This window comes from Sutcliffiella horikoshii (genome assembly GCF_020524325.1).
Taxonomy (GTDB): domain Bacteria; phylum Bacillota; class Bacilli; order Bacillales; family Bacillaceae_I; genus Sutcliffiella_A; species Sutcliffiella_A horikoshii_D.
The window spans coordinates 394,230-414,227 of the sequence record NZ_JAIVKY010000002.1 but is presented as its reverse complement, the minus strand read 5'-3'; the positions used below and the strand labels follow the sequence as shown (position 1 = coordinate 414,227).

Sequence of the window (19,998 nt, the reverse complement as noted above, 5' to 3'; positions counted from 1 at the left end):
TCCGAGGCAGTTTTTCAGGTCGCCTAGATCCATTCCAAATGAAAACAAATGGCAACCACAATGCAAATGGCAAGAATGAGAACGTCAAAGGTTGTGGGAAGAAAGATGGTACGTATTCCTTGAAACACACAAATAGGAATAATAAATTGCGCGCATACACTTCGAACCTGTCTCAACCATGGCGGCAAGGAATAAGGGTTGTATTTTCGCATAAGGTACCTCCTAAAGACACTTTTCTCGATGTATATATACCTAAGATATGATTGTGTGCATAAGATAGTGCCCAATTTGGAACAAATATTTGATTTTGTGCATAACTTAATAAAAAATTGGAGAAGCTTATTGACTATTAGCATATCCTTTATGTAACATAGTAAGGTAATAAGATAAAGATTAAATACAGTGACAGGGAAGAGTACAATTGCAGACCCCTTTAGAGAGGGAAACCACTAGCTGAAAGGTTTCTCAGGAAAGTCGGATTGGAAGGTCGCCCTCGAGTAGTTTCAGTGAACGCATCGCGTCTAGTAGTTGAAACCGGTGGAGAGCCGTTAACAGATTTGAGTGTACAGGGGAAAGTCTATTTTTTTCACCCTGTAAAAAAAGGTGGTACCGCGAAACTTAACTCCTTTCGTCCTTTTATTTGGATGAAGGGAGTTTTTTATTTGGTTCTGGAGATTCACAGCTGGTGATTGGAGCGAAAGGCGCAGACTCCGGCGGGAGGTAGCGGTAGCTTGAGACCGCACAGGCGGAGCCGAGGAGGCTCAAGCATCGCCCCGCGGAAAGCGAAGCCTGGCGCGAAAATCAACAGCAGAGTCCAACAGAACCACATATGAGAATAGGAGGAGAAAAAGGATGGAAATGAATGAAGTAAACCTTCCGACAAAATACAATCCACAAACAATCGAAAAAAACCGTTATCAATACTGGCTGGACGGCCGCTTTTTCGAAGCGACAAACGACCAGGACAAAACACCATACACCATCGTTATCCCGCCACCAAACGTAACAGGCCGCCTTCACCTAGGCCACGCATGGGACACTACCCTGCAAGATATCATCACGCGCATGAAGCGTATGCAAGGTTTCGATGTTCTATGGTTGCCTGGAATGGACCATGCTGGTATCGCGACACAAGCAAAAGTAGACGAAAAGCTTCGTAACCAAGGGATCAACCGTTATGAACTTGGCCGTGAAAAATTCATGGAAGAAGCGTGGAAATGGAAAGATGAATACGCGCAACATATCCGCCAGCAATGGTCCAAGCTAGGACTTGGCCTTGATTACAGCCGCGAGCGTTTTACATTGGACGAAGGGCTTTCCAAAGCAGTTAACGAAGTGTTCGTATCGCTTTATAAAAAAGGCCTTATCTACCGAGGGGAATACATCATCAACTGGGATCCTGCAACGAAAACGGCTCTTTCTGATATCGAGGTAATTCACCAAGATGTTCAAGGTGCATTCTACCACATGAGATACCCACTGTCTGATGGTTCCGGCCACATTGAAATCGCAACAACGCGACCTGAAACAATGCTTGGAGATACTGCGGTAGCGGTTCATCCAGAAGACGAGCGCTACAAGCACCTAATTGGAAAAATGGTGACACTTCCAATCACAGGACGTGAGATTCCGATCGTTGCTGATGATTATGTAGACATGGAATTCGGTTCTGGTGCAGTAAAAATCACTCCAGCACACGACCCGAACGATTTTGAAATCGGTAACCGTCATAACCTGGAGCGTATCCTTGTTATGCACGAAGACGGAAGCATGAACGAAAAAGCCGGCAAGTACAACGGAATGGACCGCTTCGAATGCCGTAAGCAGCTAGTAAAAGACTTGCAAGAAAGTGGCGTTCTTTTCAAAATTGAAGAGCACTTGCATTCCGTAGGTCACAGTGAGCGAAGCGGAGCGGTTGTTGAGCCGTATCTTTCCACACAATGGTTCGTTAAAATGCAGCCACTTGCGGATAAGGCGATGGATCTTCAATCCCAAGAAGACAAGGTTAATTTCGTACCAAACCGCTTTGAGAACACATACATGCGTTGGATGGAAAATATCCGCGACTGGTGTATCTCCCGTCAACTATGGTGGGGCCACCGAATTCCGGCTTGGTATAACAAAGAAACAGGAGAAATCCATGTTGACCATAACCCACCGGAAGATATCGAAAATTGGGAGCAAGATACAGACGTACTTGATACATGGTTCAGTTCTGCGTTATGGCCTTTCTCCACAATGGGCTGGCCGGAAACAGAATCATTGGACTATCAACGTTTCTACCCAACAAGTACCCTAGTAACTGGGTATGATATCATTTTCTTCTGGGTATCCCGTATGATTTTCCAAGGACTTGAATTCACTGGCGAGCGTCCATTTAAAGATGTTCTGATTCACGGACTTGTTCGTGACGAAGAAGGCCGTAAGATGAGTAAATCCCTTGGTAACGGTGTGGATCCAATGGATGTTATCGAAAAGTATGGCGCAGATTCCCTGCGTTACTTCCTATCAACAGGAAGCTCACCAGGTCAGGACCTACGCTTCAGCTATGAAAAAGTGGAGTCTACTTGGAACTTTGCTAATAAGATTTGGAACGCATCCCGTTTTGCATTGATGAATATGGGAGATATGAAGTTTGAGGATATCGATTTGAGCGGCGAGAAGTCCGTTGCAGACAAGTGGATTTTGACTCGTTTGAACGAAACAATCGAGACCGTAACCAAGCTTGCTGAAAAATATGAGTTCGGTGAAGTGGGCCGTGCCCTTTACAACTTCATCTGGGATGACTTCTGTGACTGGTATATTGAAATGGCGAAAATTCCATTGTACAGTGAAGATGAAGCGGCGAAAAAGACGACTCGCTCTATTTTAGCTTACGTGCTGGATAACACCATGCGCCTGTTGCATCCGTTCATGCCATTCATCACAGAAGAGATCTGGCAGCAGCTTCCTCACGAAGGCGAGTCCATCACGACTGCAAAATGGCCGGAAGTTCGCGATGAGTTGACAGATAAAGAAGCGGCAGCAGATATGCGTTTACTAGTGGACATCATCCGCAGTGTACGTAACGTTCGTGCAGAAGTGAACACGCCAATGAGCAAGCAAGTTAAATTGCTTGTTAAAGCGAAAACTTCTGAGATTTCCGGTAAGCTTGAAAGCAACCGTTCTTACCTAGAGCGCTTCTGTAACCCAAGCGAACTATTAATTGGAACAGATGTTGCATTAGATGGTGGCGAGAAGGCGATGACAGCAGTAGTAACTGGTGCGGAATTGATTCTTCCGTTGCTTGGGTTAATTAACATTGACGAAGAGATTGCCCGTCTGAACAAGGAGCTTGCGAAGCTTGATAAAGAAGTAGAGCGCGTGCAAAAGAAGCTTTCCAACCAAGGCTTTATTGCTAAGGCACCTGCAAATGTTATAGAAGAAGAGAAAGCAAAAGAAAAAGATTATGTAGAAAAGCGTGATGCTGTTCAAGCTCGCATTGATGAGTTGAAAGGTTAAGAGCTTTTTGTGAGTTAGGTCCTGGGTGGATGTCCTTTTTATAGGGGGTGTCTGCTTGGGATTTTTTTGTTTTGGGGAGGATGGGGGAGATGTCGCTGATTTTGTGAGGGGGGAGGGGTGGCGGAGTAGGTGTGTCGAAAAATGTTGAATGGTTGAAGGTGGCATGTAAAGGGTAGAACCTCGCCTGTTTGTGGTAGAAGGTTTCGTCAAAAGTGTAGAACCTCCTTTGGGAAATGTAGAAGGTCATCTGGGAAATGTAGAACCTCCGCCAAAACTGATTTCCAAAACCAATTTCCTAAAAGAATTTCAGAAAAACCAAACCCAATAACTCTTCAGAAATTAAAAATAGCCCCGGCCTCCATCACAAATAGGTGGCCGAAGCATCATTTTATCCAATATCCATCAATGAATCTTTCCAAATCTCCTTGGCACTGCCGATCATCGATTGTGTTCCTACAATGAAGATGAGAGTAGGCTCCAAAGTCCGAACCTGTTCAACAGCCTCTGACAGCAAACCGACTTCCACAGCTCCTGAGTGGTATTTCTTAGCAACAGCAAGTGCATCATCCGGAAACATCTTATGCGAGTTATCTGGCTTTGTCACAACCAACACATCCGAAAACTCACTGCACACCTTTATTACCCCTTCATAATCTTTATTCGAAGGAACAGCAATGATGGTAGCAACCTTCTTTGAATCTACGAGTGGCAAAATCTCTTTTAAGTATGCTGCGGAGACACGATTAATAGAACCGTCCAGCACAACGGTCGGGTTCTCAGCAACCACCTCTAATCTGCCTGGCCATTTTAATTCCCGTAATGCCTCTTTCAGCAAGTCACCAGGCAAACCTCTTCCCATCACAGTTTCACAAGCTTGTATCGCAAGTGCTGCATTTTCCACTTGAAAGGATCCCAATAAGGGTAGTAAAAGATCATCGTATCTTGCGAACATAGTCCTTAACGTAAATGTACTGCCACTTAAACTAGTCGAGGTGAGAGAAGGAGAGTAATCCTCACCATAAAAAACCGCTGACTTCCCAACCATATCTTCCATCATTACCAACGCGTCCTCAGACTGCTTTCCAATCACGGCATACTCCGTAGACTCTTTCGCAATCCCTACTTTATGTCGTACAATATCCTCCAATGAATGCCCGAGGAAACCTAGATGTTCTTCCATGACCTTCGACACCACAGCCCATTTATTTTCCAAAACATTCGTGTCATCATACGTGCCACCGCGGCCAATTTCAATGACATTAATATCGGTTTCTTCAGATTGAAAGTGTGCAAGAGCGATAGACAACAGGATTCCGGTTGGCCCAAGGTAGTGTTGGAGATTTTCAATGGAAGCTGTAATCCTATCAATGGTTGGCGTATGCTGATTTAAATAGGTGAGAAATGCATCATCTGATATTGCTTTCCCATTCACCCGGATTCGCTCGTTATAATCAATCAGGTGGGGGGAGGTAAATAGTCCAACCTTCAATCCCATTTTGCGGAGGATGGCGGCCATCATGCGAGATGTTGAGCCTTTACCCTTGCTTCCGGTGACAAGTATGACTTTTTCACTGGAAGGGATAAGGTCAAGACAACTCAATAGTTCCTTTGTTAAATGGGGTGCGCGTGTCAGGGCATCATTTTCCTCGCTTTGAAAAGGCTTTGCTTTCAACAGTGAGGTGTAAATATAAGGAACAGCTTCTTTCATGGTCTTAAATGTCATGTAAATGTCTCTCCTGTTGAAAGCTTTTGTAAAATAAATTCTAAGTACAGTTTCACAATATTGATGTTGCTTGTTATGCATAAAGTCCTGCAGCCGACAACATCTTCTATTTCATTGAAAAGAAGTCTACCATCCTCATCAAATAAAAAGTCAATACCAACAAGGCCGAAATCAAACTGCTCTATAATCTTGTTCACGACATTCAATTCCTCTTCAGTGAGCGAGTACGCCTCTGCCTGTCCACCAAGTGTAAAGTTTGCTTTGAAGCTTTTTTGATTAGAACGCAGTACAGCTCCAACAATTTCACGGCCCAATACATAAACACGCAAGTCTTTCCCAGGTATTCCGGCAAGTGGTTGAGCGATTATGGAACGAGTGGATAGTTGATCATGTACCGCTTCTAATTGTTGCAAGTCCTCCACTTTATAAACATCCCCGCCTCCTCTGCCTGTCCGCGTTTTTATGACGAACGGGAATGGGAGAGGGCGGTTTCCGGTAAGCAGTTCGTCAGCAGTGGTGAAATATGTTTCCAACATTGATATCCCTTTGCCTGCTAAGTATTGATGCGTCCTGGCCTTATCGTTACAAATAAGGGAAACGTGATGGGAGTTGAAGCAAGGGATGCGCATCCGTTCTAGCTGCTCATTAAAAAGAGGATCAATGTTACGCATGATGACAAAGTCTGGTGAGTCAATGGATTCCTGGTCTAGTAATATCACTAATTCATTATTTTGGATTCCAAAAGAGATTCTAGATTGCAAAATGAAATCTAATTTTATTCCCAGTTCGTTTGCTTCACCCAAAAACCATTCGATAAAAGCTTTATTCTTTTCAGCATGTTTTTCTTCGTAAATAAGCCAGCCTTTAGTTTTCATGTTGGGTCTCTTTCCACTTCTGTAAAATATGTGGGACGATATAAGTCGCAACATTAATTCCGGTGCAATCAAAGATATTTTTGATATGGGCATTGGAGTTGATTTCACAAACAAGCGGGGAGCCATCTTCAGCAAACAGGAGATCTACCCCGGCAAAATCTGCCCCAACAAGTTTTGCACTGCGAATTGCTACTTCTTTTTCATAAGATGTCGGTTCATACTTCAACATTTTCCCGCCATTACTCACGTTTGCCCGGAAATCAGTTTCTGAGATTCGCATCATGGAAGCAACCACCTCGTCTCCCACGACATTTAAGCGGATATCTTTGCCTTTGCTAGAAGAGATGAATTCTTGCAACAGGAATGGGCGGTTCCCTAGTTCCTTGATTTTCACGAACAGTTCTTCTATTGTGTGTATCAAGTAAACTTGCATTCCAAATGAACCGTAAGCTTCTTTTAAAACAAGTGGAAAACCTAGAATTTCTGCCGCATGGTAAAAGGGTTCTAAATTCTCATGAGCATGGAAGACCATTGGTGTTAAAAGTGTTTTGGGCATTGGTACTCCGTGACCTGATAGCGTTTGAAAGGTGAGCGATTTGTTATCACAGATTTCAATGCAGGAAGCACTGTTATAGACCGGAATCCCCATTTTTTCTAGGTGACGGGCAAGTAAGACGTCTTTGTCCAGGAAAAAAACGAAATCTGGAAGCTCCTGATTGGGCAGAAGCATCTCTAATGTTGCTTCCCCGTTAGTCACGGTTGGGAACAGTTCATTATTTTTTATTAACTTAGTCGAAACGCTATATCTTTTAGCTTCCACATCAAACCATTCAGCTAGTTCGATAAATTTTTGCTGAGGAAGGTTTCCGTTATAGATAATCCAGCATAATAAATGTTTCATGATTGGTCCTCCATTGATGCGAGATAATGAATGACAGCCTTCATTGCATCAAGAATCTTTGCAAAGTAAGGAGAATCTGATAAATCTTTAAGTAGCTTCCAATTCATTTCAATTTGTAAACAAAAGATATTGCAGCTTTTTGAAACATCGGCAGATACCGTGTGTGGGTAGCCTGCGGTAAAGATATGATCAATAAGTACATCATTGATTCCGTGATCTAACAACGTTTTTCGAATATGATTAACAATCAACGGACCTTGAGTGTGCCTGATGTTTTTTCCTCTACCTGTGCCAAGGTCAATATTATAAGGTCTGGAAGGTGCCATAATATGAAAATCCAATAGAAAGTTAATGGAATGGTCCTCGATTTTTCTTTTTATATAATCACGATATGTGCTTTTAGAATCATAGTTGGCATCATCCATCAGATTATTCGTTTTAAAGATGGCATGGCAGTTTAATTGTTGCTGAAGGTGCATGACTATTGGACCTGTCAGAAATTCTCCCTGTTTCTCTTTTCCGTTACGTTGCTGTGTAACACTGTGAGGGGCGGATAAGAGAATCGGCAGGTCGCCTTCAATATAATGAAAGCCTTCTTGATTACCTTGAAAGCTTTCTTCAATGAATGTTTTTTCCCATAGATTAAAATTCATGAGTGGTCCATCCTTTTGTTTAGTAACTCTGTTTTTTATTGGAGATGCTATAACGAACTCTTGATAGCGTAACATACATTGATAATGGGACGAAAAGTAAGAGCAATAAAATTCGTGTCCATGTTGTAAAAATGGAAACAGATAGAACAGTGAACATGACCGCGATTATCGGTACAAATTGAATGTTCCAATTTTTCTTCAATAGAAATGTCATATCACGTTCCACAAGGATGACTTTTCCGATATTGTTCAATCCTAAGTGAGTCCTGATGGTTGACGGAACCGCAACAGATATATTCATCATGCTGCTAGAAGACATGATGTTTGTTTCTTTAATCAACTCCAGGTCATTCATCTCTAAAACTTGCGCTTTTGCGGTTTTATTGCGATAAGATAAGATTACCGTATCGGCCTCTTCAATTCCAAGCAAGGTCATGGTGCTTTTCGTCAAGCGGATGATGTTGCTTGTTTCGTCTGATGTATATGGCCTGATTACCTTTAATGAAAGTTGCTTGTTTCCGATAAAAGCAGTAAGTAGTTTGTTTGTGATTCGCTTTTTTACGGAAAGCTTTTTCGCTTCCTTGTAATAATGGTTAACAGGATACATGAATGTATGATAATATCCGGCCTTTTTCAGTACTTTTTTTAAGTTAAGTGATTCTTGGTAGCTGATCCGCTCTAAAACTTTCCCTTCCCCGTATGTACTTTTTAGTAATAGTTGTTCGGGCTCTGTCAAACTCAAATTCTGACAAAGGTCCTTTAAGACAGTGGGAGGAACAAAGTCTGGCGGCTGTTCATAATCTAAAAACTGTCTTTGTATGTAGTTCAGCTTGATAGTTTTGTCGTCTGATAGACCTGGCTGGTGAGCTAACTGAGAAATATGAAAGTCAAAGGATGCTCCGGTATGAGGATTCATTAATTCGATATATGGAGATTCCGTTGTCTTCAATGTATTCATCATGCTTTCCGATACAACAATTCGATTTAACTGAACATCACTGGCGCTCTGAGTTTGTATATGATGAACGGGAAATCTTGCCGCCTTTTGGATAAGCACGGGTTCAACAGCTGATGAACCGAACAAACTATTCTTAACCCCGATACTAAGGATAACTTCATTAGCACCTAATTCTTTCTTTGTTTCATAAACCACGCATTTACGAAAAGAGCCTGTGATTGGATTTAGAACAAAGACATAGTCATGTTCATTAAGCTCCCATTTTTCTTTCGTTTCCCTTGATAATTCCAACCGGTTAAAAGGAGTGATCATGCTTACTTTATAGGAATCGGACACAGAAGCAGCAGTCCAAGGTGCTTGATTATGCTCGATTTGGGTTGGCAACACTTTTAATAAGGAAAGAAGTACAGGTAAAAAAGATGTTGCATCGTTTTTATTGATGTAAAACTTCACAGATGGTTTATTTTCCTTGAGGCAATAATCCTCTTGCATTGTGATGGTATTGGGAACAGTTGTGTCTATGTATTTTTCTGTTATATAGTTTATGAGGGGATGAAAATGATCGTTGTACATATATTCATACCCGTTGTTTTCATTCTCCTCCACACCAATCAATCCACGGATATTGTTTTGGGCGATATACCGTTGAATCTTGTTTTCTATCTTTGGAGTCAACCTTTTTATTACCATCAAGTGACAATTGCTGATTTCTTGCAAGGTTATCCCCAGAGCCAGTAAGTTGATGTCAGTGGAGGGAATAACCATTAAGATAGGAGATGTTCCTTTAAAAAGTTTTACTTCTCCAAATGGCGATATAATGGAACGTTTAACCAGCATACTTTTATTTTTTGAGAAATCTGTCCGGATGTTTTCCGGAACAATGAAGGCATTTGGAAGTTTATTTATCATAGTTCCACCTCAATTTATTAATACTTTTCATTTTAACCTAACAGATAAACAAAAAGGAGATTAATATGTTTTTGTCATTTAAAGATTTGCAAGAGCAAGTGAGTTTTACGATAAAAAATGAAATCAATCTTGGTCTGAACAGGATGCTTCAGTTTTTAGATAAAGTGGGTAATCCGCAAAATCAAATACAAGTGGTACATATCGGTGGGACAAACGGAAAGGGCTCAACTCTGCGTTTTTTAGAGAGTGTATTATTAGAGGCAGAATTAGAGGTTGGCGTATTTCATTCGCCTGCATATCGTTTTATCAATGACCAAATATCCGTCAATGGAACACACATAACAGATAAAGAAATGATGGAAATAATTCACGTCTTTAATAAACATGGGTTAGAAGAAGCAGGGTTAACGGAATTTGAACTGCAGACGGCGATGGCGTTTTATTATTTTGCTACGATTAAAAAGGTGGATGTCGCGTTAATTGAAGTGGGACTCGGCGGGCGAGAGGATTCCACGAATGTGATGACCCCGTTGCTTAGCATCATTACCAACGTGGGCCATGATCATATAGGATTTCTTGGAACTTCTGTTGAAGAAATTGCCTATCATAAAGCAGGGATCATCAAAAGGGGAGTACCGGTTATTTCCGGGGAACGAAAACCAGCAGCCAAAGAGGTCATCCAAAAAGAAGCTTTGTTAACAGAAAGTCCGGTCTATTTCATAGGAGAAGATTTTTCTTATCAAATGGAAGAAGGAAATCTATCTTTTCAATCTGAAAAGAAGAATATGAAAGAAATAGAGTTATCTTTGCAGGGCGAGCATCAGGCTGCAAACGCTTCATTGGCCATTATGGCTTATGTACTTTTGATGGATAAGTGGAACATGAAGTATGAGGAGTGCGTGTTAAAAGCAGGGCTATTAAAAGCAGCGCATCCTGGGCGATTTGAATTAGTTCAAAAAGAACCACCTATTATTCTTGATGGTGCACATAATGAAGAGGCCGTTGACGCGTTAGTGAATACGATAAAAATGAATTTTTCTGATAAAAAGGTAGTGGTTTTGTTCAGCGCATTAAAAGATAAACCAATTGAACTGATGGTTCGCAAATTGGAACATATCGCAGATGAAATAATTTTTACTTCGTTTAATTTCCCTAGAGCGGCCCGTGCAGAAGATGTTTTTCAGGTCAGCTCCATTAAGAAAAGAGAGTTTGATGAGGATTGGAAAACAGCGTTACAGACTGCTTTATCAAGGCTTGATGACAATTCCGTGTTACTTATTACCGGTTCTTTATATTTCATTTCAGAAATTAGGACTATCCTCATATAAAACGGGGAAAAGAAATAAGGGAGAATTATCCTATTTTTGTTGTGACAAATGTTAGAAAATTTGATAATATTTAATTATTGCGAAAGTGTGTCGAAAAAAGGATAAAGAAGGGAGGGGTAAGTTTGGTGGTTCAAGCAGTAAGTCGCCAAAAAGAAATGGTCATCTGGACAAGCTTTGTTGTCATGGTTCCCATCTTTTTGTGGCTGGGATATCAGCTTTCTCCTGTTGTATTAGAAGATTTGCCGATGTGGCACCTTGTGGGATTTCTGGCGTTAGCAATCATTCTCGCCCTTATCCCAATCGTCGTCGGTGAGGTACCATTATTTCTGGCGCAGGGTGTTTCCTTGGCAGCCCTTTTATCCTTCGGTTTGTTTATTGAAATGATTGTGACATTGGTTTCTGTCCTCGCCTTGATGGCATATATGCGCTTCAACAGTGACAATAGACTCAGGATTCCAATCAATATGCTTATGTTTTCTGGCATATCCTTAATTGCTGGGTTCGTATTCTATCTATTTGGGGGGACACCGGGAGATACGAGACTATTGAATATTGGTGTAATAACGCCTATTCTTGCTCACGAACTAGTTTATTTTACCCTCAATACAGTTGCCCTTTATTTTATCCAGGTGCAAATTTATGATCGTAAAAGTAAATTCATCACTCCTGACACCAAGTGGGATGCTGTAACAAGTATTATGGTTCTGCCTGTAGGTTTAATTCTTTACATGCTATATGAACAGGTTGGCCCATTAGCACTGTTGTATGTCGGTTTACCGTTTGTCATCCTTACCCTCATTCTTCAACTTTATCATGCCAGTCAGAAGGTAAATGTTTACCTTCAGCAAGCAGCAGATGTCGGGCATCAGTTGACGGAAAGGCTTGATACACAAGGCGTTCTAGATGTTTTCTTAGATAAAATTTCAACGCTCTTTAAGGTGGATTATGCTGCCATCATTGATGTGAATGGGGAAAAAATTATGAAAGTCCTTCGCGTCATGGACAAGGAGAACAGCGTGGAGGCCAATACGATTTTGCATACAGATGATGAAGAGCTTTTGGAATATATGCTGAAACGCGGAAAAAGCGTCTGCTATTTTACTAAAAAAGAGTGGAAGCATATGTCTAAAACACATCTGCCTGCAAAAATTGAAAGCCTTATGTGTGTTCCGGTTATCCGAAACCACAAAATTGAGGGGCTTGTGTTGTTAGCCAGCACATCTAAGCGGACGTATGACAAATCCCAATTAATGATTGTCGATATCCTATGCTCTTACTTTGGAGTGGCAATGGAAAAAGCGCGACACTATCAAGAAACCAAGCAGAAAAGTGAACGCTGTGCATTAACCAAACTTTACAACTATCGCTTTTTTGAAAGTGTATTAGATAGAGAATACGATAAATTAAACAAAGGCCATTCGAAATCTCTCTCACTCATCATGCTAGACTTGGATCACTTTAAGAAAGTGAACGATGTGTATGGACATCAAAGTGGCAACGAAATCCTCATGCAAGTTGCAGACAGGCTCACTGCCCTTGTCGGCAGTAAAGGTACGGTTGCCCGTTATGGTGGAGAAGAGTTCGTAATCCTACTTCCTGATATGGAACGGGGACAATGCTTTGAACTTGCCGAACGCATCAGAGTGCACTTAGCCACAAGATCCTTTGCGCTAAAGCAACATATTCGAGAAACGCAAGGAGCTCAAATGGTGAAAGTTACGGCAAGCATCGGGTTCGCGACAGCACCGGATGATGCAGAGGACACGCTTGACTTGATCCGCCACGCAGACAGAGCGATGTATGTCGGCGCGAAAAAAGCTGGCAGAAATAAAGTTGCTGAGTATCGGAAAACTTCATAAATACAAAAACTCTCGTCGATAATGGCGAGAGTTTTTGTATTACTACTGAAACGAAAGGAAACAGGGAGTGAAAGAGATTTCTTCAATAAACAATTTTTTCAATAAAATGTTTTATCTAGTAATCTACTATTTCAAATTACCTGGCTTTATTATACAATTACAATAGTCTACTTACTTCTACAAAAAACGTAAATTACATAGAAAGCGGTGACGAGTTGGGGGACTATCTATTTGCCGGTCTGGCACTTCTACTACTGTTGGCACTATTCTTTTTATTTCCAATGAAATTTTCTAAAACTGGAAAATGGGTTATTCCCACAATTGCATTTGTGGTCAGCACGTTAGGTATATACATATTCGAACTTCTCACTCTATGGCATAGCATACTGTTAATGATACTTCTCCTGCTGCTTACTGCTATTCTTCTTCAAAGATTGCCATTATTCATATCTTCAACTGAACAACAACACACAATGGAACAAAAAAATAGCATCACAAACGGTTCATCCAAAGGTTTCTAGTAAAAAAGTTCGCAGCTATAAAAATTGATTAGGTGATTGTTTGGAGGGAAAGGGATGCAAAGTCTAAAACTATTGGCAGCTTTGCTAGTCTGTACAATATTTATTTTTGGTTTTTCACAAGTGGGAACCCTGATCACTAATCAGTGGCTGCCACACACCAATTCTTTTTCTGAATCCACCCTTATTGCGAATGCGGAAGTAAGTAATACGTCTAAAACGGATGCATTAGAGAAGGTGGAAGAGGCTAAAAACAGTTGGATAACCAATGGAACGATTTATTTAGAGTGGGCGGGTGAACTCCAACCTTTTCCGAAAGAAGCTTTTACTTTTTACATTCCTGAATCAGTAGAACTTGCGGAAGACAGTTCTCATAATCCATTAAAAGTAGAACTTCCAAATGGAAAATTGTTGGAGCAAATTGAATTGCTCTCTCAAACTTCTGATATTTTTGCTGCCATGGATACGGAAAACTTGAAAAAGGATCTGGAAGAAGTAGCTTCTCATCTAAAAGAAGGAGATCATACTTTTTCCTTTTCAGATTACCTAGTTGATGATGAAGTGATGGATCAAACAAATCTTCAAGTTACAGTGAATATTGCCGGTCAAACCGCTATGACAGAGCTTCAGGAAGTTTTGAATGGAAAAGAAATTAAACTTCTGGGAAGTGAAGCGTTCTCTGTTGAGGCATGGCTTGAGAAAGAAGAGCTAACTTTATCTGATGAGGCAGCAAGCATGTTTGCGTCCATGCTATTCGAATTAATAGCACCTACCAATTTCGGTGTAGTGGAGCGACATATTTCTAAAGAACTTCCAACTTGGGCATCAGAAGGGTATGAAGCACGTTTTCAAAAAGAAAAGATGGATTTCGCTTTTACCAATCCAAATACGAGTGAATATACCATTACCATATCAGTCAATGGCTCATCTCTTACAGGGGAATTAAAGGGCGGGCCACTTCCATACACCTATGAAGTGAATCAAGTGGAAATGCAGACTCTATCACCTAAAACAGTTATTCAGTATTCTGCTACAATTCCGGGCTCTGGAACGCGTGTAAAAGAGGCGGGGAAAAATGGTTCCTACATTCAACTCGTTCGAACAGCAACAGATGCATCCGGGCAAATAACAGAAACCATCGTTTATAGTGAGGATTTCTATGCCCCAATTCAGCGCGTGGAATTACATGCATTAACCCGTCCTGTCGTTACAACTGATCCAACCAGTCCTAATTCTATCGGGAATAATACCGGAACAAACACTAACACGAATAACGGCTCCAACATAAATACGGGAACGAATATTGGAAACACAAATACCAACACGAACACAAACACGAACACAAACACTTCCGGTACAAATAACAATACAACCGGAAACCAAAATACGAACACCGGTGAAACGAATTCGAATAACAATACCAACACAGGTAGCACTAACAACAATGATACAGGCTCAGGAAACGGGAATGCGAACGATGATGACAACGAAGACCCGGGCAGTGGCGGCTATATCGGCAAATAAGTGACACAAAAGGATGAATCCAATGGTACAAATCAGAAAAAGACTTGGTGACCTGCTAGTTGATGCCGGGATCATCACAGAAAGTCAATTGCAAAGCGCTTTAAAAGAAAAAACTCGCGAACAAAAAATTGGAGATGTCCTGCTTCAAAAAGGATATATTACCGAACAGCAGCTGATAGAGGTATTGGAATTCCAATTAGGTATACCCCATGTCAGCTTGTACCGATACCCTCTGGATGAAAAACTAATTCATTTAATCTCCAAGGATTTTGCGAAAAGGAACCTGATCATTCCTCTAAAAAAAGAACAGGATAAACTGTTTGTTGCAATGGCAGATCCAATGGATTTCTTCGCCATGGATGACCTTCGCTTATCCACAGGTTTTGAAGTCGAGCCTGTCATAGCAACAAAGGATGATATTCTCCGTTCCATCAATAAATATTATGAAACAACGGACTCCATGGACGAGCTATTGGACGGTTTCGAACCAAATGTAGAGATGAAGGTGCAGGAAGAGAGTATCACTGAAGATGATTCACCGATTGTACGGATTGTGAACCAGCTCCTGCAAAATGCTGTCCAGCAAAGGGCAAGTGATATTCATATCGATCCTCATGAAACGAAAGTGGTCGTGCGCTACCGTATTGACGGCGTGCTTCGAACCGAGAGGACATTACCAAAACACACGCAAAACGTATTGATAGCAAGAATAAAAATTCTTGGGAAAATGGATATTACCGAACACCGCGTACCACAGGATGGGAGAATCAAAACAAATATTGATTTTCACCCGGTAGATGTCCGTGTATCTACATTGCCTACCGTGTTTGGAGAGAAAATCGTAATGCGTATCCTCGATATGAGCAGCGCTTTAAACGACATCTCTCAGCTAGGGTTCAATAAAAAGAACAACGAGCGGTTTATGGACCTGATTCATCGACCAACCGGGATTATCCTAATAACAGGTCCGACCGGTTCCGGAAAATCCTCGACTCTTTATGCAGCATTGAATCACTTGAACAGTGAAGAGATAAACATCATTACCGTCGAAGATCCTGTCGAGTACCAGCTAGAAGGAATCAATCAAATTCAAGTGAATACCAATGTTGGAATGACGTTTGCCAAGGGACTCCGCGCCATTCTTCGTCAGGATCCCAATGTGATCATGGTAGGGGAGATTCGTGACAGAGAGACTGCAGAAGTGGCCATTCGTGCATCTTTAACAGGTCACCTGGTTTTGAGCACTTTACATACCAATGACTCTATCAGTACCATTACAAGATTGATTGATATGAAGGTAGAGCCATTCCTTGTGGCATCATCTATCAATGGCGTGCTTTCTCAGCGTTTGGTGAGGAAAGTATGCCGTGATTGCGCGAAAATGGAAGAGCCGACGGCAAGGGAGATTGAAATTTTCGCGAAACGCGGCTTAACCGTCGAAAAAGTTCCGCGCGGAAAAGGCTGTGGAACATGCAATATGACTGGATACAAAGGTCGTCTTGCCATTCATGAGCTATTAGTCATCAATGACAAAATGAAAAAAATGATTATGAACAACGAATCCGTATCGACCATTCGCGAACTAGCTTATGAACAAGATACCGTCTTTTTAATAGATGATGGATTAGAAAAAGTAAAAATGGGATTAACGACAACAGAGGAAATATTGCGTGTCGCTTTATCAGAGTAGGTGAATGACCATGATTGAAAAAATTAATAGTTGGCTTCATGCCGCATATGAATTCAAGGCATCCGACATTCATCTTTCTGTCGGAGTGCCACCTGTCTTTCGAGTCAATGGAGAGCTAAAGCGATACGGTGAAGATCCTCTTACTCCTGAGGACACCGAAACCCTTGCAAAGCAAATGATCCCCGAGTTTATGCTGGAGCGTTTTGAGGAAAGGGGCGAATTGGACTTTTCCTACAGTGTCCCTGGAATCTCCCGCTTTCGTGTGAATGCATACAGACAACGAAACTCTGTAGCGATAGCGATACGAATCATCCCGACTAGAATTCCTTCATTAGAGGAACTGCAACTGCCATCCATTCTTCAATCACTAATGGATAAGCCTCAAGGGTTAATTCTCGTAACAGGTCCAACAGGAAGTGGGAAATCTACCACTTTAGCATCCATGATTGATTTTATGAACAGGTCTCAGAAGAAACATATCATCACACTTGAAGACCCGATTGAATATTTGCATCGTCATAATCAATGTATGATTGATCAGCGTGAGGTTGGTATTGATACGGGAAGCTTTGCATCAGGTTTACGTGCGTCTCTGCGTCAAGATCCAGATATCATCCTAGTAGGGGAGTTGCGTGATCTGGAAACGATACAAACTGCGATTACGGCAGCAGAAACAGGACATCTTGTATTAGGCACGCTACATACGTCAAGTGCAGCATCCACCATTGACCGTATTATTGATGTGTTCCCTGGCCCGCAACAGGCACAAATTCGCATTCAACTTGCTTCTGTTCTAGTTTCAATTATTTCTCAGCGACTTTTTCCGACCATTGATCGACAGGGAAGAAAGGTGGCCACTGAGATATTAGTCAATACGCCGGCAGTAGCCAATCTTATTCGTAACGAAAAGATTCACCAGATTCAAAATGTGATGCAGACGAGCAGGGCGCAAGGGATGCACACACTTGATATGAGCATCAAAAGGCTCATTCAACAAGGCGATATAAGCCGACTGTCAGCCGAAAGCTTCTTACAGGAGTCGATGCATCATGCCTAGGTTTACCTATACTGGCAGAAATACAGCCGGCAAGCAGACAGGAAGCATCACAAGCAGCTCACGCCGGGAAGCGATTGTGACGCTAAAAGAAAAAGGAATACGTGTAATGAATTTAGAGGAAGTTCCCGAATCTATTTTCACAAAGGAAATTACTATCGGGAACCCAGTCAAGCTTCGTGACTTTGTTATCTTCCTTCGTCAATTCTCTACCTTGATCCGTGCAGGAATTTCAGTGGTAGAGGCGACAAATGTTCTGGCGCAGCAAACATCCAGCAAAGCATTGAAGCGAGTGCTATTTGATGTAGAAGAAGAGATGAAGCAGGGGAACCCTCTATCAGAAGCGGCAGCCAAGCATCCAAAAGTCTTTTCCACCATGTTTATCAACATGATCAAAGCAGGGGAAGCGAGCGGAGCGCTGGATGATACGCTAGATCGACTTGCCACACAGTTTGAAAAGCAGAACGAAACAAGGCAGAAAATTGTCTCGGCATTAACTTACCCGCTTGTGCTCGGGGTTATCGCCATTGGAGTTGTTATTTTTTTACTTGTAGGGGTGGTACCAACATTCGTTGCAATGTTTAGTGATTTTGGAGCGGACTTGCCTTTGATTACAAGATTCGTACTTGGTGCAAGTGAATGGATGCAGAGTTTTTGGTGGCTGTTTCTATTAATTGTTTTAGGTTTCGTTATGGGGATAATGGCGATGAATAAGCAGAAGCAGACGAAATACTATATTGACTATGCGTTACTGCGAGTTCCTATCTTCGGGCCGTTATTACAGAAGGCAGTTATTGCGAGGTTAACAAGAACATTGAGTTCGTTATTTTCCAGTTCTGTACCTATCCTGCAGGCCATCTCCATAGTGGAGAAGATTGTCGAGAATGAAGTCATTGCACGTGTTCTAGCTGCTAGTAAAATAGAACTAGAAAAAGGGGAGTCACTAACAGGTCCAATGAAAGAACACTGGGCGTTCCCGCCGCTTGTCACACAGATGATTACCATCGGAGAAAGCACAGGATCCTTGGATTCTATGCTTGATAAAATTGCTGAGTTCTATGAAAAAGAAGTAGACTATGCAACCGACAGATTAAAGAGTTTAATCGAGCCATTAATGATTGTTGTGCTCGCTGTCATAGTCGGGACTATAGTCACGTCTATTCTAGTTCCAATGTTCGATATTTTTAACCACATTCAAATGTAGAAACATGTAAAATCTTATTGAAAATTGAAAGATAGTATAATAGAATTATAGATAGAAATAAATACTACATATTTCCATTTAGGGAGGAAAATTACGATGTTACAAAAATGTAGAAAAATGCTTCGGAACGAAAAAGGCTTAACATTGATCGAGTTACTTGCTGTTGTTGTTATTTTGGGGATTATTGCTGCGATTGCTATACCTAGTATTGGGAATATTATTGAGAAGAGCCGTAATGATGCACATGTTGCAAATGCTCAACAAATTATGAGTGCAGCTAGATTGGCTCTTGCGAATAACGATGTTACTGTTACTGATAATAAAATTACTGTAGTCTCAACTACTGGAACCGGAGATGCTGCCGCAACTACAGTATCATCTCAAATGGCAAAATATATTGATAAAATTGACAAACAATACACGAGTGTAATAGTAAATGTTAATGGCAATAAAGTACAAAGTATTGATTTAGTTTGGGGCGATGGTAATGCCACTATTGATAAGGATGGGAAAAAATTATAGATACTAGTACTATTTATTTAGCTCAAGCTGTTTTCACTTTCGCCCTCCTCCTAGGCTCCTTCTACAACGTAGTCGGCCTCAGGATTCCAAAGGGTGAATCAATAGTCACACCAAGATCACATTGTACGAATTGCAAGACCACATTGACGGGGCTAGATTTAGTTCCCGTCCTTTCATATGTATTTCTTAAAGGGAGATGTCGGCACTGTCAAAAGTCCGTGTCTCCTATTTATCCATTATTCGAGCTTTTGACGGCTGTGCTTTTTGTCCTAGCTCCGCTTTTGATGGGTTGGACCTATGAACTGGTTGTTGCTTGGACGTTCATTTCGATGCTCATTATAATTGTCATTTCAGACTTTCATTATATGATCATCCCAAATAAGATTCTGCTATTTTTCTTAGGTCTTTTTGTTATAGAACGATTCTTCATTCCGTTCCAACCGATTCCGGAACACCTAATTGGAGTGGCTGTAGGATTCCTTATTCCATTTATAGTTGCCGTCATCTCTAAAGGCGGTATGGGTGGAGGGGACGTAAAGCTGTTTGCTGTCTTAGGTTTTGTTTTAGGGTGGGAATTAGTAATACTCACATTCTTTCTCTCTTCATTAATTGGCATGATTGCTGCACTTATAGGAATGCTGTTAGGAAAAGTGAAAAGAGGTGTCCCATTCCCGTTTGGACCTTCTATCGCTCTGGCAGCACTTATCACTTATTTTAAAGGTGAACAGATACTTCATTGGTATTTTAGCTTATTCTTCTAGTAAATCATCTTACATAAG

16 protein-coding genes and 1 other annotated feature are annotated in these 19,998 nt (G+C 41.3%); of the genes, 10 read left to right on the top strand and 6 right to left on the bottom strand.

Features of this window, described 5'->3' with window-relative positions; all coding sequences use genetic code 11:
• Window positions 1–23: 23 nt before the first annotated feature.
• Window positions 24–212 carry a hypothetical protein gene (locus tag LC091_RS03330; protein ID WP_226680260.1) on the bottom strand — a complete coding sequence of 63 codons (189 nt, stop codon included), beginning with the start codon at window positions 210–212 and terminating at the stop codon, window positions 24–26.
• Window positions 213–393: 181 nt separating this feature from the next.
• Window positions 394–639, top strand: a binding site (T-box leader).
• Window positions 640–852: 213 nt separating this feature from the next.
• Between LC091_RS03330 and LC091_RS03325 the strand changes: the two genes are divergently transcribed.
• Complete coding sequence (locus LC091_RS03325) at window positions 853–3,501, top strand: valine--tRNA ligase (RefSeq protein WP_226680259.1); 2,649 nt, start codon at window positions 853–855, stop codon at window positions 3,499–3,501.
• Between the two features lie 388 nt (window positions 3,502–3,889).
• Here the strand turns inward: LC091_RS03325 and LC091_RS03320 are convergent, their stop codons facing one another.
• Genes LC091_RS03320 through LC091_RS03300 form a run of 5 tightly spaced genes read right to left on the bottom strand, consistent with a single transcriptional unit; the run spans window position 3,890 to window position 9,520 of the window.
• A complete protein-coding gene (locus tag LC091_RS03320) occupies window positions 3,890–5,224 on the bottom strand; it encodes a bifunctional folylpolyglutamate synthase/dihydrofolate synthase (protein WP_226680258.1) in 1,335 nt (444 codons plus the stop codon).
• Window positions 5,221–6,099: an ATP-grasp domain-containing protein gene (locus tag LC091_RS03315; protein ID WP_226680257.1), complete on the bottom strand. Its 879-nt coding sequence runs from the start codon at window positions 6,097–6,099 to the stop codon at window positions 5,221–5,223. Before LC091_RS03315 ends, LC091_RS03320 begins: the two co-directional genes overlap by 4 nt.
• A complete protein-coding gene (locus LC091_RS03310) occupies window positions 6,089–7,000 on the bottom strand; it encodes an ATP-grasp domain-containing protein (RefSeq protein WP_226680256.1) in 912 nt (303 codons plus the stop codon). Before LC091_RS03310 ends, LC091_RS03315 begins: the two co-directional genes overlap by 11 nt.
• On the bottom strand, window positions 6,997–7,653 hold the full coding sequence (locus LC091_RS03305) for a hypothetical protein (protein WP_226680255.1): 657 nt from the start codon (window positions 7,651–7,653) through the stop codon (window positions 6,997–6,999). The genes LC091_RS03310 and LC091_RS03305 overlap by 4 nt, the downstream gene beginning before the upstream one ends.
• A gap of 19 nt (window positions 7,654–7,672) precedes the next feature.
• Window positions 7,673–9,520, bottom strand: coding sequence for a hypothetical protein (locus LC091_RS03300; RefSeq protein WP_226680254.1), 1,848 nt, complete (start codon window positions 9,518–9,520; stop codon window positions 7,673–7,675).
• 71 nt (window positions 9,521–9,591) lie between these two features.
• On the opposite strand from LC091_RS03300, the gene LC091_RS03295 reads away from it, so the two are divergent.
• The 9 genes from LC091_RS03295 (at window position 9,592) to LC091_RS03255 (ending at window position 19,980) form a co-directional block, all read left to right on the top strand.
• Window positions 9,592–10,848, top strand: coding sequence for a bifunctional folylpolyglutamate synthase/dihydrofolate synthase (locus LC091_RS03295; RefSeq protein ID WP_226680253.1), 1,257 nt, complete (start codon window positions 9,592–9,594; stop codon window positions 10,846–10,848).
• A 125-nt stretch (window positions 10,849–10,973) separates the two neighbouring features.
• Window positions 10,974–12,707, top strand: a complete 1,734-nt coding sequence (locus tag LC091_RS03290) for a sensor domain-containing diguanylate cyclase (protein WP_226680505.1) — start codon at window positions 10,974–10,976, stop codon at window positions 12,705–12,707.
• 215 nt (window positions 12,708–12,922) lie between these two features.
• Window positions 12,923–13,228, top strand: coding sequence for a hypothetical protein (locus LC091_RS03285; RefSeq protein WP_226680252.1), 306 nt, complete (start codon window positions 12,923–12,925; stop codon window positions 13,226–13,228).
• Between the two features lie 54 nt (window positions 13,229–13,282).
• Entirely contained in the window at window positions 13,283–14,749 is a 1,467-nt protein-coding gene (locus LC091_RS03280; RefSeq protein WP_226680251.1) for a VanW family protein, read from the top strand.
• 22 nt (window positions 14,750–14,771) lie between these two features.
• Window positions 14,772–16,439, top strand: a complete 1,668-nt coding sequence (locus LC091_RS03275; RefSeq protein WP_226680250.1) for a GspE/PulE family protein — start codon at window positions 14,772–14,774, stop codon at window positions 16,437–16,439.
• Window positions 16,440–16,449: 10 nt separating this feature from the next.
• On the top strand, window positions 16,450–17,496 hold the full coding sequence (locus tag LC091_RS03270) for a type IV pilus twitching motility protein PilT (protein WP_226680249.1): 1,047 nt from the start codon (window positions 16,450–16,452) through the stop codon (window positions 17,494–17,496).
• Window positions 17,489–18,697: a type II secretion system F family protein gene (locus LC091_RS03265; protein ID WP_226680248.1), complete on the top strand. Its 1,209-nt coding sequence runs from the start codon at window positions 17,489–17,491 to the stop codon at window positions 18,695–18,697. Before LC091_RS03270 ends, LC091_RS03265 begins: the two co-directional genes overlap by 8 nt.
• Before the next feature lie 96 nt (window positions 18,698–18,793).
• Window positions 18,794–19,219, top strand: coding sequence for a type II secretion system protein (locus LC091_RS03260; protein ID WP_226680247.1), 426 nt, complete (start codon window positions 18,794–18,796; stop codon window positions 19,217–19,219).
• 11 nt (window positions 19,220–19,230) lie between these two features.
• Window positions 19,231–19,980, top strand: a complete 750-nt coding sequence (locus LC091_RS03255; protein ID WP_226680503.1) for a prepilin peptidase — start codon at window positions 19,231–19,233, stop codon at window positions 19,978–19,980.
• The last annotated feature ends 18 nt before the right edge of the window (window positions 19,981–19,998 follow it).

What these genes read in the sequence shown, in the direction of transcription:
- LC091_RS03330 (WP_226680260.1), bottom strand. Translation starts at nt 212, where the DNA reads ATGCGAAAATACAACCCTTATTCCTTGCCGCCATGGTTGAGACAGGTT.
- LC091_RS03325 (WP_226680259.1), top strand. Translation starts at nt 853, where the DNA reads ATGGAAATGAATGAAGTAAACCTTCCGACAAAATACAATCCACAAACA.
- LC091_RS03320 (WP_226680258.1), bottom strand. Translation starts at nt 5,224, where the DNA reads ATGACATTTAAGACCATGAAAGAAGCTGTTCCTTATATTTACACCTCA.
- LC091_RS03315 (WP_226680257.1), bottom strand. Translation starts at nt 6,099, where the DNA reads ATGAAAACTAAAGGCTGGCTTATTTACGAAGAAAAACATGCTGAAAAG.
- LC091_RS03310 (WP_226680256.1), bottom strand. Translation starts at nt 7,000, where the DNA reads ATGAAACATTTATTATGCTGGATTATCTATAACGGAAACCTTCCTCAG.
- LC091_RS03305 (WP_226680255.1), bottom strand. Translation starts at nt 7,653, where the DNA reads ATGAATTTTAATCTATGGGAAAAAACATTCATTGAAGAAAGCTTTCAA.
- LC091_RS03300 (WP_226680254.1), bottom strand. Translation starts at nt 9,520, where the DNA reads ATGATAAATAAACTTCCAAATGCCTTCATTGTTCCGGAAAACATCCGG.
- LC091_RS03280 (WP_226680251.1), top strand. Translation starts at nt 13,283, where the DNA reads ATGCAAAGTCTAAAACTATTGGCAGCTTTGCTAGTCTGTACAATATTT.
- LC091_RS03275 (WP_226680250.1), top strand. Translation starts at nt 14,772, where the DNA reads ATGGTACAAATCAGAAAAAGACTTGGTGACCTGCTAGTTGATGCCGGG.
- LC091_RS03270 (WP_226680249.1), top strand. Translation starts at nt 16,450, where the DNA reads ATGATTGAAAAAATTAATAGTTGGCTTCATGCCGCATATGAATTCAAG.
- LC091_RS03265 (WP_226680248.1), top strand. Translation starts at nt 17,489, where the DNA reads ATGCCTAGGTTTACCTATACTGGCAGAAATACAGCCGGCAAGCAGACA.
- LC091_RS03260 (WP_226680247.1), top strand. Translation starts at nt 18,794, where the DNA reads ATGTTACAAAAATGTAGAAAAATGCTTCGGAACGAAAAAGGCTTAACA.